The sequence below is a fragment of the Gordonia sp. DT101 genome, from assembly GCF_049844895.1.
In the GTDB taxonomy this organism is placed as follows: domain Bacteria; phylum Actinomycetota; class Actinomycetes; order Mycobacteriales; family Mycobacteriaceae; genus Gordonia.
Genome location: NZ_JBNCLX010000001.1, coordinates 333,516 through 345,461 on the forward strand (window position 1 = coordinate 333,516; position 11,946 = coordinate 345,461).

Annotated in this window: 13 protein-coding genes; 6 read left to right on the forward strand and 7 right to left on the reverse strand. The window is 68.4% G+C overall.

The features are described 5' to 3' along the window. Positions 1 to 55: 55 nt before the first annotated feature. Positions 56 to 769 carry an HNH endonuclease family protein gene (locus ACLQ3I_RS01605; protein WP_425799938.1) on the reverse strand — a complete coding sequence of 238 codons (714 nt, stop codon included), beginning with the start codon at positions 767 to 769 and terminating at the stop codon, positions 56 to 58. 107 nt (positions 770 to 876) lie between these two features. Between ACLQ3I_RS01605 and ACLQ3I_RS01610 the strand changes: the two genes are divergently transcribed. Continuing rightward, entirely contained in the window at positions 877 to 1,275 is a 399-nt protein-coding gene (locus tag ACLQ3I_RS01610) for a VOC family protein (RefSeq protein ID WP_425799939.1), read from the forward strand. A gap of 35 nt (positions 1,276 to 1,310) precedes the next feature. On the opposite strand, the gene recG is transcribed toward ACLQ3I_RS01610, so the two are convergent. Together recG and ACLQ3I_RS01620 are read right to left on the reverse strand one after the other, a co-directional pair. Continuing rightward, positions 1,311 to 3,548 carry an ATP-dependent DNA helicase RecG gene (gene recG, locus ACLQ3I_RS01615; protein ID WP_425799940.1) on the reverse strand — a complete coding sequence of 746 codons (2,238 nt, stop codon included), beginning with the start codon at positions 3,546 to 3,548 and terminating at the stop codon, positions 1,311 to 1,313. Between the two features lie 8 nt (positions 3,549 to 3,556). After that, positions 3,557 to 5,227 (reverse strand): DAK2 domain-containing protein, encoded by a 1,671-nt coding sequence (locus ACLQ3I_RS01620; protein WP_425799941.1) that lies wholly within the window; start codon positions 5,225 to 5,227, stop codon positions 3,557 to 3,559. A gap of 260 nt (positions 5,228 to 5,487) precedes the next feature. Between ACLQ3I_RS01620 and rpmB the strand changes: the two genes are divergently transcribed. Both rpmB and ACLQ3I_RS01630 read left to right on the forward strand, forming a co-directional pair. Beyond that, the gene (gene rpmB, locus ACLQ3I_RS01625; RefSeq protein WP_124706538.1) at positions 5,488 to 5,679 is read left to right on the forward strand and encodes a 50S ribosomal protein L28; all 192 of its coding nucleotides are present in this window, start codon (positions 5,488 to 5,490) and stop codon (positions 5,677 to 5,679) included. 120 nt (positions 5,680 to 5,799) lie between these two features. Then, positions 5,800 to 6,615: an enoyl-CoA hydratase/isomerase family protein gene (locus ACLQ3I_RS01630; RefSeq protein ID WP_425791605.1), complete on the forward strand. Its 816-nt coding sequence runs from the start codon at positions 5,800 to 5,802 to the stop codon at positions 6,613 to 6,615. A 13-nt stretch (positions 6,616 to 6,628) separates the two neighbouring features. Here the strand turns inward: ACLQ3I_RS01630 and ACLQ3I_RS01635 are convergent, their stop codons facing one another. The 3 genes from ACLQ3I_RS01635 to thiL are packed head-to-tail and all read right to left on the reverse strand — an operon-like array spanning position 6,629 to position 8,925. Next, complete coding sequence (locus tag ACLQ3I_RS01635) at positions 6,629 to 7,333, reverse strand: uracil-DNA glycosylase (RefSeq protein ID WP_425791603.1); 705 nt, start codon at positions 7,331 to 7,333, stop codon at positions 6,629 to 6,631. Then, positions 7,330 to 7,851 (reverse strand): gamma carbonic anhydrase family protein, encoded by a 522-nt coding sequence (locus tag ACLQ3I_RS01640; RefSeq protein WP_425791601.1) that lies wholly within the window; start codon positions 7,849 to 7,851, stop codon positions 7,330 to 7,332. The genes ACLQ3I_RS01635 and ACLQ3I_RS01640 overlap by 4 nt, the downstream gene beginning before the upstream one ends. Before the next feature lie 48 nt (positions 7,852 to 7,899). Continuing rightward, on the reverse strand, positions 7,900 to 8,925 hold the full coding sequence (gene thiL / locus ACLQ3I_RS01645; protein WP_425799942.1) for a thiamine-phosphate kinase: 1,026 nt from the start codon (positions 8,923 to 8,925) through the stop codon (positions 7,900 to 7,902). Between the two features lie 173 nt (positions 8,926 to 9,098). Here thiL and ACLQ3I_RS01650 point away from each other — a divergent pair, with 173 nt between their 5' ends. Then, positions 9,099 to 9,344, forward strand: coding sequence for an Lrp/AsnC ligand binding domain-containing protein (locus tag ACLQ3I_RS01650; protein ID WP_425791597.1), 246 nt, complete (start codon positions 9,099 to 9,101; stop codon positions 9,342 to 9,344). A gap of 60 nt (positions 9,345 to 9,404) precedes the next feature. Then, positions 9,405 to 10,004 carry a DUF3515 domain-containing protein gene (locus ACLQ3I_RS01655; RefSeq protein WP_425800682.1) on the forward strand — a complete coding sequence of 200 codons (600 nt, stop codon included), beginning with the start codon at positions 9,405 to 9,407 and terminating at the stop codon, positions 10,002 to 10,004. Between the two features lie 30 nt (positions 10,005 to 10,034). On the opposite strand, the gene ACLQ3I_RS01660 is transcribed toward ACLQ3I_RS01655, so the two are convergent. Next, complete coding sequence (locus ACLQ3I_RS01660; protein WP_425792095.1) at positions 10,035 to 11,039, reverse strand: NAD(P)H-dependent glycerol-3-phosphate dehydrogenase; 1,005 nt, start codon at positions 11,037 to 11,039, stop codon at positions 10,035 to 10,037. Positions 11,040 to 11,163: 124 nt separating this feature from the next. Here ACLQ3I_RS01660 and cofC point away from each other — a divergent pair, with 124 nt between their 5' ends. After that, positions 11,164 to 11,904, forward strand: a complete 741-nt coding sequence (gene cofC / locus ACLQ3I_RS01665) for a 2-phospho-L-lactate guanylyltransferase (protein WP_425799943.1) — start codon at positions 11,164 to 11,166, stop codon at positions 11,902 to 11,904. Positions 11,905 to 11,946 lie beyond the last annotated feature (42 nt).

The window sequence follows — 11,946 nt, forward strand, 5'->3', positions numbered from 1 at the left end:
CCTTGTCATGAGGCGGCCTTTCGTCGAGATGGTCGCCTCCCCGACGCAGCCGTACTCAGCACTGCTGCAGGGCTTTTCGTAGTGTTGTGGCCGACGACGCATCAAGTAGCAGGTGGTACGTGGACGCCACGGTCACGAACTGGATTGAATACTGGCACCGGAATCCTTTGTTCGGCGGCATCCATCGACCCGGTTCCTGATCCGACTTGGTCAGATTCGACGCCGCGTCCACGGCCACGAGATTGGCGGGGTCGTTGGCCAGATTCATGCGCGTCGCCGGCGACCACGACCACGCCCCCATGTCCCAGGCGTAGGCCAGCGGCACGATGTGGTCGATCTGGACCGCCCCGGCGCGACGGTCGCGCCGGAACACGATGAACTCACCCGTGTAGGGACTACGGAACTCGCCCGCAACAACGGCTCGCGGACAGGACGACACCGCAGCTCGGCGCGTGTCGGTCAGGTCGCGGGCGAGGACGTCGTTGCGGGTGTCGCATCCGTTGAATCCTCCCGCGGCCGCCGTGGCATCGGTCCACGCGGAGCCGAATGCTTCGCGCTGGTAGTCCTCTCGCGACGGACGTTGCGCGAGTACCGAAACACCAGCCAGTGCCCGCAGTGCGCGATCGGCATGCTCGCCCACGGCAGGATCCGACGTCGATCGATCGCTCTGTGCCACGGTCCCGGTCGCCACGATCAGTGCACTCAGGACGCATCCGCAGAGGATCAGCCACCAGCGCAGCGGCCACTCGCCCAGGAACGTCATGGTCATTGGACGTCGCGGCGGACCCCCGCGTTCCATCGGCGCACGGATCAAATCCTCGCCGAAATCTGGATCACGGACGCCGGCTGTCCGGAATCAGTCCTAGCGTGGCCGTCATGAACCTGGTATCGATCCGAATCATCACCCGATCCGTCAACCGACTCGTCACCTTCTACGAAGTGGTGACCGCATCGCCGGCCCGTTGGGCCACACCCGATTTCGCAGAGATCGTCACTTCGGCAGGAACCCTCGCCATCGGCAGTGAACGTACCGCCGCACTCTTCGCCGCCGGCTCCGTCGAGCCCGCGACGAACCGATCCGTGATCATCGAGTTCCGCGTCGATGATGTGGATGCCGAGTACCGGCGTCTGGCCGGTCAGGTCGGCGAGGTGGTCCAGGAGCCGACCACGATGCCGTGGGGCAACCGATCGGCTCTGGTACGCGATCCGGACGGCAATCTGGTCAACCTCTTCACCCCGGTCACCAGTGATGCGTTGGCTCGCCAGGACGGGTGATCCTGCGGCCGGACGCCTCCGGGCGCCGCGAAACGCTATGACTTGTCGAGGTATTTGACCTTGTTCGGCACGAGGATCGCGTCGACGAGATCGGCCAGCGGACAGTGATCGGCCAACGGCAGATCCGCTCCCACGATCTCCTCGGCGAGATCGCGTGCGTCGGCGATGACGTCACTGTCACCCAACAGCGACAGGAAGCGCAGCGACGAGGTGCCGCCCGACTGTAGCGATCCGAGGACGTCACCCTCGCGTCGCTGTTCGAGATCGACTCGCGCGAGCTCGAATCCGTCGGTCGACCCCTCGACCGCGCGCAGCCGCTGCATCGCCTGCGACACCTGCGGGGCCGACGTCATCAAGAGACACAGGCCGGCGTGGCCACCACGACCGACGCGGCCGCGCAGCTGGTGCAACTGACTGACCCCGAACCGCTCGGCGTCCACGATGACCATCATCGTGGCGTTCGGCACGTCGACGCCGACCTCGATGACGGTTGTCGACACCACCACGTCGACCTCGCCGCGACCGAACGCGTCCATCACCGCGTTCTTCTCGTCCGCGGGCAGACGCCCGTGGAGCATCTCGATCCGATGGGCCCCGAGCGGGCCGGCCAGCAGCTCCGCATATTGATCGACCACCGACGTGCTCTTCGGCGCCTGCCCGTCGTCGTCACGCCGTGACTTCTTGTCATCGACATCGTCGCCGATGCGGGAGCAGACCACGTAGACCTGCCGGCCCTCGGTGATCTCCTCGGCGGCTCGAGCCCACGCGCGGTCGACCCAGGCCTCGTTGCCCATCGGGACCACCGACGTGCTGATCGGTTGCCGTCCCCGGGGCAGCTCGGTCAGCGTCGAGGTCTCCAGGTCGCCGAAGACCGTCATCGCCACGGTCCGCGGGATCGGGGTTGCGGTCATCACCAGGAAATGCGGCATCAGCCCGTCTTTTCCCTTGGCACGCAATACATCGCGCTGTTCGACGCCGAACCGGTGCTGTTCGTCGACCACCACCATCCCCAGATCGAAGAAGGTGACGTTCTCCTCCAGCAGCGCATGGGTTCCGATCACGATGCCCGCGGTACCCGTCACCACGTCGAGGAGCGTCTGCCGCTTGCCGGCGGTCTTCATCGAACCGGTCAGCAAGGCGATCGTGGTGGCCCCCTCGGCGGCGGTCAGCTCACCCGCCTCGGCGAGGTCGCCGAGCATCGTCCGGATGGTGCGATGGTGCTGGGCCGCAAGGACCTCGGTGGGCGCCAGGATCGCGCACTGATGGCCGTTGTCGACGACCCGCAGCATGGCCAGCAGTGAGACGAGCGTCTTTCCGGACCCGACCTCGCCCTGCAGCAGCCGGCTCATCGGTGCTTCTCGTCCGAGTTCCTCGGCGATCTCGGCGACAACCGTGCGCTGTCCGTCGGTCAGCGTGAACGGCAAGCGTTCGAGCAGCCGGTCCTCGAGTCCGCCGGGCACATGCGGAGAGGGCGGAGCGCTCTCGCCCCGCCCGGCGACCCGCCGTTGCGCGAGTACGGTCTGGATGGCCAGCGCCTCGTCGAACTTCAGACGGGCACGCGCCGCGTCGATGTCGTCCTCGGTGTCGGGCAGATGAATCCGGCGCAAGGCGTCGCCGGTGCCGATCAGACCGCGGTCGGAGCGTTGGTCCGGGCCGAGCGCATCCTCGGTGTTCGCACTGCTCTCCATCGCCGCCAGGATCCGGCGGATCGCACCCCAGATGTCCCAGGTCTGGATATCCTTGGTCGCCGGGTAGATCGGCACAATGGGGCGGTCGAACGCGGCCGGGTCCACGTCGCCACCGGTGATCTCGGCCTCGACGGCGTACATCTCCGAGAGCATGGCGGAGCCCACCACGCGGTCGACCTCGGGATCGCCGTCGGGGAGGACGGCCCATTCCGGATGCGACAGTTGGACCTTGCCCTGGAAGGTCTTCACCTTACCGGCCATCATCACCCGTGCGCCGGATTTGAGCTGGTGCTGAATGAACTTGGCGTTGAAGAAGTTCGCCTCGTAGGCGTGGCTGCCGTCGGTGACCGCGACTTTGAGGAACTGACCATGACGCTTGCGCATCTGGATCATCCGCGAGCCGGTGATCCGGCCGACGATGGTCACCCACTCGTCGTTCTGGGGCAGTTCGTCGTTGGACAGCTGGCCGTGGCGGACATATCGGCGCGGTGCGTACCGCAGCAACTCCCCCACGGTCGACACCGACAAGGATGCGAGCTTGGTGGCGGTCTTCGGGTCGAGCGCCACGTCGAGCGCGTCGGACATCGCAACCACTATTCGACCCCCACCTGGATCAACTGGTCCGACTGTCCCGTCTGGTAGATCGCGAGTTCCACACCTGGGTAGCTCCGCCGCATCTGGATGCCGATCGCATCGAGGGCCGCGTCGTCGACGTCGGCCCCGGCCATCACCGTGACCATCTCGCCACCGGTGGTCAGCATCAGGTCGATCAACGCGGTGGCGGCCCCAGTCTGGTCGGGTGCGATGACCAGGACATCGGAGCCGATCAGCCCCAACACATCACCGACCTCGCAGGTACCCGCGAGCGTCATCATCTTGGCTCGGGCACGGACCAGCGAACCCCAGCGCGTCGCGGCCGCCGCCTCCGCCATCGCATAGGTGTCCGCGTCCGGCGATTCGGCGTCGTCGTGCACCGCCAATGCCGAAAGGCATTGCACCATGGACGATGTCGGGAGATGAACGACCGTCCGCTGAGTCGATCGCGTCGCCGCGGTCACCGTGACCAGATCCTGCGACGCGAGTTTCCCGTTGGCCATCACCACCACATGTGCGCTGTCGGTCGCCCGGATCGCCTCGACCAACGCCTCCGGGGTGAGCCCGTCGTCGGCGCGCAGCACGGCGGCGCCGGCCTCGCCGAACAGCTCGGCGGACCCCTCGCCGGTGACCACGGCGACCACCGCCCGCTTGTGCCGGGGCGGCGGCTCGGCGGTGTCGGTCCGGGCTCTGATCGCGTCGAGCGCGAAACAGCTGATCCGAATATCCGACACGGCACCCCGCGTGACGCCTGCCTCGACAGCCTTGCCGGGGTCACAGGTGTGGACGTGGACCGAGAAGCGCTCGCCGTCGCCGGCGGAGCTGTCCCCGACGATCACCACGGCATCGCCGAGATCGTTCAGGGTCTCGCGCAACGAGCCGATCTGATCACCGGCAGCACCGTCGAGGAAATACATCACCTCGAAATCCATGTCGCTGCCACCGGAACACGCATCGTTGCCCTGATGGCCCGGCTCGCCCCCGCCGGTGAGGATGCCGCGGTAACGGCGGCGGCGCTGGGCCACGCCGGTGAGGACCGCGACCATCGCGTCGGCGAGCGCCAGGAATCCGCGACCGCCGGCGTCGACCACTCCCGCGCTCGCCAACTCCGGCAATTGCTCCGGTGTTCGCTCCAACGCGTCGGCACAGTCGTCGGCCACCGCCCGGGCCAGGTCACCTGCCGACTCCGAAACATGCGCGGCCGCAGTCTCGGCGCCCACCCGGATCACGGTCAGGACCGTTCCCTCCCGGGGCTCGCTGACCGCCCGCACCGCGGCGAGCGAACCCAAGCGGAGGCCGGCCGCCCACAGGTGGTTGAACGTCATGTGCGATCCGTCCGGCGACAGCTCGGCGGCGTCGGAGAGCCCGACCAGGATCTGGGAGAGGATGATGCCGGAGTTGCCCCGCGCCTGGGCCACCGCGCCGTCGGCCATCGCGTGGGCCACCGCCCCGATCGTCGTGTCCTCCGGCACCAGATCGGCCGCATCGGCCGCGGCCCGCATGGTGAAGAGCATGTTGCTGCCGGTGTCCGAGTCGGGGATCGGGAAGACGTTCAGGTCGTTGATCTCGCCACGCAGCGCCTCCAGGCCGTCGACCGCCGCGTGCGCCCAGTCCCGCAAGAGCTGCGGATTCATCGTCCGGGTGCTGACACCGTCGAACGCCGACTCCATGAAACCCCTTACCGTTGGCCGTGGCGAAGGCCGCCCGTTGGATGTGTTCGAGGTTACTCGCGCGGGCCGACAGCGGCGTAGGGTGACCAGGCGTGGGAGGGTGCCCACACCGGTCTGGACAGAGTGGATTTGTCCGCGCCGGGCCGGTGCGGCTATTCTTGCAGGGTTGCCTTGCTGCAGTACCGGTCGACGCCGAGTCGCCGACCGTGGGACGAGCGGGCAGAACACGACCACTTTCATCAACACAAGGGAGTTCGACGATGGCTGCCGTCTGCGATATCTGCGGCAAGGGACCGGGCTTCGGCAAGTCGGTTTCGCACTCGCACCGGCGCACGAACCGCCGGTGGAACCCGAACATTCAGTCGGTGCGCGTCGAGGTCGCGCCGGGGAACCGCAAGCGTAAGAACGTGTGCACCTCCTGCCTGAAGGCGGGCAAGACCGCACGCGTCTGATCGTCGGGCGGCGACGCCCACATCGATCGATCCGATCTTCACGCTGAACCCGACTCCCGAGCGAGCATTCGCTCGCCCTGGGAGTCGGGTCTTCTGCGTTCGGAGATAGAGTCTCGATCCATGACCGCACAGCCTGCCTCCGCGCCTACTGCTCCCCCCGTCCACCAAGACGGATCCGTCCTCACCATCGCCGTCTCCACCCCGGCTGCGGGGACTTCGCTCGCCGACGACGCCCTGGCCCTCGGCACGCCCGCCCTGCACGAGGTGGCGCGCGGCGAGCGTGAGGTCGGCGCGATCCTCCTCGTCGGCACGGGCGCGAACTTCTGCGCGGGTGGCAACGTCCGCGCATTCGCCTCCGCCGAGCATCGCCCGACGTATCTGCGCGGTCTCGCCGACAACTTCCATGCGTTCGTCAATGCCCTCTATGCCGCGAACCGACCGGTCGTCGCGGCCGTCAAGGGCTGGGCCGCCGGAGCCGGCATGAGCCTCGCCCTGCATGCCGACGTCGCGATCGGCGGCTCGGCGACCCGACTGCGGCCCGCTTACCGTGGCATCGGCCTGTCGCCAGACGGCGGCCTCACCTGGACGCTGCCGCGGATCGTCGGACCGGCGCGCGCCCGGCACATCATCCTGACCGACCAGGTGATCGACGCCGACCAGGCGCTCTCCTGGGGACTGCTGTCCGACGTGGTCGCCGACGACGAGGTCGAATCCGCGGCCCGCGCGGCCGCGGAGAAGATCGCGGCCGGCCCCTGGCAGGCGAACGCGGCCGCACGGGCCCTGCTCACCCAGTCGGCGACGCGATCGCTGGGCGATCAGCTGTACGCCGAGGCCGAGTCGATCTCCGGGCTGTCGGGGTCGCCCGAAGGCATCGAGGGCGTCGACGCCTTCGTCGGGAAACGCTCCCCCGACTTCGGAGCGGCGCGCACCTCCTGACCCGTCCCGCTGCTCAGGCGGGCAACCGCCAGTCGACCGGATCGGCGCCGAGTTCCTCGAGTGCCTCGTTGGCCCGGCTGAACGGCCGGGAACCGAAGAACCCTCGACTCGCCGACAACGGGGACGGGTGCGCGGACTCGATCACCGGGACGTCGGGTAGCCATTGTTTGAGGCTGCCCGCGTCCCGGCCCCACAGGATGGCGACCAGCGGCTCGGCGTCCCGCGCGACGAGCGCCTTGATGGCGCACTCGGTCACCTGCTCCCACCCCTTGCCCCGGTGCGACGCAGGCTCGCCGGGCGACACGGTGAGCACTCGGTTCAGCAGCAGCACACCCGATTTGGCCCACGGCGTGAGATCGCCGTTGGCCGGCATCGGGTAACCGAGGTCCTCGTTGTACTCGCGGTAGATGTTCGCCAGGGACCGTGGGACAGGTGAGACGTCCTGAGCCACCGAGAAGCTCAGCCCGACGGCGTGGCCGGGAGTCGGGTACGGGTCCTGGCCCACTATCAGCACCCGGACGTCGTCGAACGGCTGAGTGAAGGCTCGCAACACATTTGCGCCCGCGGGGAGATAGCCGCGGCCGGCAGCGTTCTCTTCGCGCAGGAACTGTCCCATCGCCGAGATGACCGGCTCCACCGGCGCCAGGGCCGCCGCCCAACCGGGATCGATCAACTCCGACAACGGTTTCGACGAGGACCCTGCCCCGCCGGCGGTCACCCGATCCTCCGCAACGCGTCACGGAAGTACTTGCCGTTCTGGAAGTACATCTCCACGTTGAGGTCCACGTGCCCCTCCGGGACCTCGTATCCCGCACGGATCTTCGCGGGCACCCCGAGCGCCATCGACCTCTCCGGGACCGCGAACTTGAACGGCACCACCGCGCCCGCCCCGACGACGGCACCCGACCCGATCGTCGAACCGTTCAGGACGACCGAACCCGACGCGATCAGGCAGTGGTCGCCGATCGTCGCACCCTCGATGTGCGCGTTGTGACCGACCACGCATTCGTCGCCGATCACCGTCGCGTCGATCGGGGTGCAGTGAATGATGGTGCCGTCCTGGATGTTGGTCCGGCGACCGATCGTGATGGTCCCCGAATCACCACGCAGGACGGCGCCGGGCCAGACCGAGACGCCGTCGGCGAGCGTCACGTCGCCTATCACCGTGGCATCCGGATGGATGTAGACGTCATCACCGATGATGGGTTCGCGGTCGCCGAGAGCGTAGATAGCCATGCATCGAATCTAAACATCCGACCCGGCCGGGGCGTCGTCAGGCGTCCGTCAATCCCCGAACGACTGCCACCCGTGCAGTCCGCTCACCACGCGACCATCCACCCGAACCCCGCTTCCCTCGCCGACGTCGCCGATCCGGGTCCAGCCGGGCGGCAGCCCGCCCGGGGGGAAGGCGGCCAGCAGTTCGTGGTCCTCGCCGCCCGTCAGTTTCCACTCCTGCGGGTCCACGCCGAGCACGGTCGCCGCACCGTGCACCGCTGCGTCCGTGGGGATCCGGTCGGTCTGTACGGCCAGCGCGACCCCGGCCGCAGTCGCCATGGTGATCAGTTCCTCGATCAGGCCGTCGGAGATGTCGGTCATCGCATGTGCCCCGGCCCGGGCGGCCGCCGGCCCCTGCGTCAGATCGGGCGACGGCAGCCGGTGCGCGGCCAGCAGCGTCGGGAACTCGTCGAGATGACCGGCGTAGCCACGGGTGTCGGCGTCGATCAGCAGGGCCAGGCCGGCGGCACTGGCACCCAGCGCATGGCCGGTCACCGCGAGCACATCGCCGGCTCGGGCTCCACCGACGACGATCGGTACGGCGCCGTCGAGGGCGCCCACCGCGGTGACGCCGAGTACCACCTGATCGGCCGCCACCAGGTCGCCCCCGAGTACTCGTCCCCCGATGCGGTGAGCGGTCTCGACGATCCCCGCGTTGAGATCGAGAACGGTCCCGACCGTGGTGTCGGGAGGACAGCCGATGGACACGACGATCCCGGTGGTGCGGCCGCCCATGGCGGCGATGTCGGCGGCGCTCTGGATCACCGCTCGAGCGCCGATCGTGCGCGCATCCGACCAGTCGAACCGGAAATGTCGTCCCTGGACGGCGGTGTCGGTGCTGATCACTGTGGGACCGGCGGTGTCGATCACGGCGGCGTCGTCGCCGGAGCCGATGACGATGTCCTGGCCGGCCCGCGGGCGGACCGGGTCGTCGGCGAGAGCTGCGCGGGTGAGTTCGGTGATCAAACGCCGTTCCCCGACCTCACCGACGGTGCGGGACCTATCCACCGGGTCCTCGGCACTTCCGACGGTCACGACATCTCCTCGGTCTCTGAGTCGCGCTTGGACGGGGTTGTCAGCGACAATATGGCGACAGTGTATTGGCTCGCCGGTACGTCACTGCGCCGTGCGGTCGTTCGCGACTCACGATGTCGGGGGCCGGCTCGGGTCGAACAGCGCGACCCCGGCCGGGTCGCGTCGACGAGAGGATGGGCGTGGTTCAGGCATACATACTGATCCAGACCGAGGTCGGACGAGCCGCGCTTGCCGCGGCGACGATTGCGGAGATCTCCGGTGTCGCCTCGTCCGAGGAGGTCAGCGGACCGTACGACGTCATCGTCCGAGTCGACGCGGCCGACGCCACGCACCTCACCGACGACGTCGTGCCGCAGATCCAGAAGGTCGACGGCATCACCCGCACCCTGACCTGCCCGGTCGTCCAGAGCCCGCGCTGAGCCCGGGTTGCCGAACGCCGGCGCCTGCGAACGGGACCGACACGACCGCGCACTAGGGTGTTGGACGTGACCGAGGAGAGCGAACCCGACGGTGCACCCGACGGTGCACCCGACGAGGGGGAGGACACAGGGGCCGACGATGTCGACACTCGTCACGGCACCGGTCCTCGTCTGAGTCCGGCGTTGATCGCGACGCTGGTCGCCATCCCCGTCATGGTCCTCATCGGTTTCATCACGTTCGCCGCGCTGCGCCCCGACGACACCACGCCCATCGAGTCCTATGCGACCGGGGAATCGTCCTCGGCCGACTGCGGGAAGCTGATCGCGGCGCTACCGCAGACGTTCGACGGGTTCGGCGACAAACAGGTCGACGGCACCACCGTGAAATGGCCTGCCGACGGTGACGGGGATGCGGTGACCTTGCGGTGCGGTATATCCCGCCCGTCCGAGCTGTCCCCGACGAGCAACCTGCAGGTGATCAATCCGGTGCAGTGGTTCATCACCGACACCGTCGAGGGCTCGGGTCAGGCCTACGTCTGCGTCGATCATCGTCCCTACGTGGCGATGTGGATTCCGGCCAATGCCGGGAACGGTCCGATCACGGATGTCTCCGCAGTGATCGAACAAACCCTGCCGCGTGGCCCGCTCGACTTCGGCTGAGCCGGAACCAGATCGAACCCCGATCGAAACTCAGTCGTAGATCTCCGGTTTGGTGCTGCGGCCGAGCAGCGAGCTGATCGCGTCGGCAACCGACAGCCCACCGTGACAGACCTGATGGACGGCATCGGTCAGCGGCATCTCGACGTCGAACTTGTCGGCGAGGGCGCGCACCGACGTACACGACTTGACGCCCTCGGCCACCTGGCCGTGGGTGGCCTCCTGCGCTTCGGCGAGTGACAGACCCTCACCGAGCCGGGCGCCGAAGGTCCGGTTGCGCGACAACGGGGATGAACACGTGGCGACCAGATCGCCGATCCCGGCCAGGCCGGCAAGCGTCTCGATCTGTGCACCCACGGCGACCCCCAGACGGATGGTCTCCGCGAGGCCGCGGGTGATGATCGTCGCCAGGGTGTTCTGTCCGAATCCCACTCCACTCGCCATCCCGCAGGCCAGCGCGATGACGTTCTTCACCGCCCCGCCGATCTCGCAGCCGACCACATCGGTGTTCGTGTAGGGCCGGAAGTACCCGGTGTTGAAGGAATGTTGCAGATCCCGTGCACGCTGTTCGTCGGTGCACGCGATCACCGTGGCCGCGGGCTGGCCCTCGGCCACTTCGCGGGCCAGATTGGGCCCCGACAACACCGCCACCTGCCCCGCCGGAACACCCGAGACCTCGGCGATCACCTCGCTCATCCGTAGCAGGGTGCTCGTCTCGACCCCCTTTGCGAGCGAGACGTAGGTGGTCTCCGGGGTCACCTGCGGCAGCCATTCCGTCAGGTTCGCGCGCAGCGACTGGGACGGCACCGCGCACACCACCACGTCGGCTCCCGCCAGGGCGTCGGGGATCGAACTCGTCGCGAACAGCTGGTCGGGCAACGTGATGCCCGGGAGGTAGTCGGCATTCGTGTGATCGGTGTTGATCCGATCGGCCAGTTCCGGGCGCCGAGCCCAGATGGTCGTGTCCGTACCCGCATCGACCAGCACCTTCGCCGTCGCCGTCCCCCACGACCCGGCACCCATCACCACCGCACGCACGACCACTCCTTTGCCGACCACCACTGCCGTCCCCAGCGTAGTGCGTGGGACGCCGTGCCCGACGACGAATCCTTTGTGGGGTGCACGTGACCGCCCCGGCCCGCGGGTCGGCATCATGGAGTCCATGGACACGCCATCGCATCCGGATCCGGGCGGTCGTGGCCTGGGTGATGTCGTCGCGGTGATGGCGGTCAAACGCCTCGAGCAGGCCAAGACACGTCTGGCCGCGAGCCGGGAGCCCGGCCACGGGCCGCTGCACCGTGCTCTCGTACTGGCGATGATGGTCGACACCGTCGAGGCCGTCGAGGCCGCGGGCATCGGGCGCGTCATCGTGATCAGCCCCGACGATGCCGTGTTGGCCGCGGCGGGCACCGCAGGCGCCGTCGGGGTTCGCGAACCGTCCGACTCCGCATCGAGCGGGGTGACACGGCTGAATCTCGCGTTCGCGCACGCCGCCGCGGTGGCGCGTGATCGATGGCCGACGGCCTGGCGGGTGATGTTCATCCAGGCCGACCTACCCGCGGCCGGTGCCCGGAGCCTCCGGGAGGTGATCGCCGGTGCCGCGGCACACCCGCACGCCGTGCTCACCGATCGCGACGGCAGTGGCACCACCATCCTCATGCGCGACACGTCAGTGGCCGGGCCACCCCGCTTCGGTCCGGATTCCGCTGCGGCACATCGGAAGGCAGGTGCGGTCGAGATCGACCCACACCATGAGCGCTGGCCCGACCTGCGTACCGACGTCGACACTGCCGAGGATCTGGAGGTCGCGCGATCACTCGGTCTGGGCCCGCACACCCTGGCGGCGCTGGAGGACCGGGAGTTCTCCACCGACGACACCGTTCCGCTCGGCAACGGCAACTGACCTGTGCGGCGGACCGTCGGCCACCGGCCAGACGTGTCAGGG

Coding starts and splice junctions, on each gene's coding strand:
- ACLQ3I_RS01640 (WP_425791601.1), bottom strand. CDS start 7,851: ATGGCTATCTACGCTCTCGGCGACCGCGAACCCATCATCGGTGATGAC.
- ACLQ3I_RS01610 (WP_425799939.1), top strand. CDS start 877: ATGAACCTGGTATCGATCCGAATCATCACCCGATCCGTCAACCGACTC.
- rpmB (WP_124706538.1), top strand. CDS start 5,488: ATGGCTGCCGTCTGCGATATCTGCGGCAAGGGACCGGGCTTCGGCAAG.
- cofC (WP_425799943.1), top strand. CDS start 11,164: ATGGACACGCCATCGCATCCGGATCCGGGCGGTCGTGGCCTGGGTGAT.
- ACLQ3I_RS01650 (WP_425791597.1), top strand. CDS start 9,099: ATGGGCGTGGTTCAGGCATACATACTGATCCAGACCGAGGTCGGACGA.
- recG (WP_425799940.1), bottom strand. CDS start 3,548: ATGTCCGACGCGCTCGACGTGGCGCTCGACCCGAAGACCGCCACCAAG.
- ACLQ3I_RS01605 (WP_425799938.1), bottom strand. CDS start 769: ATGACCATGACGTTCCTGGGCGAGTGGCCGCTGCGCTGGTGGCTGATC.
- ACLQ3I_RS01620 (WP_425799941.1), bottom strand. CDS start 5,227: ATGGAGTCGGCGTTCGACGGTGTCAGCACCCGGACGATGAATCCGCAG.
- ACLQ3I_RS01630 (WP_425791605.1), top strand. CDS start 5,800: ATGACCGCACAGCCTGCCTCCGCGCCTACTGCTCCCCCCGTCCACCAA.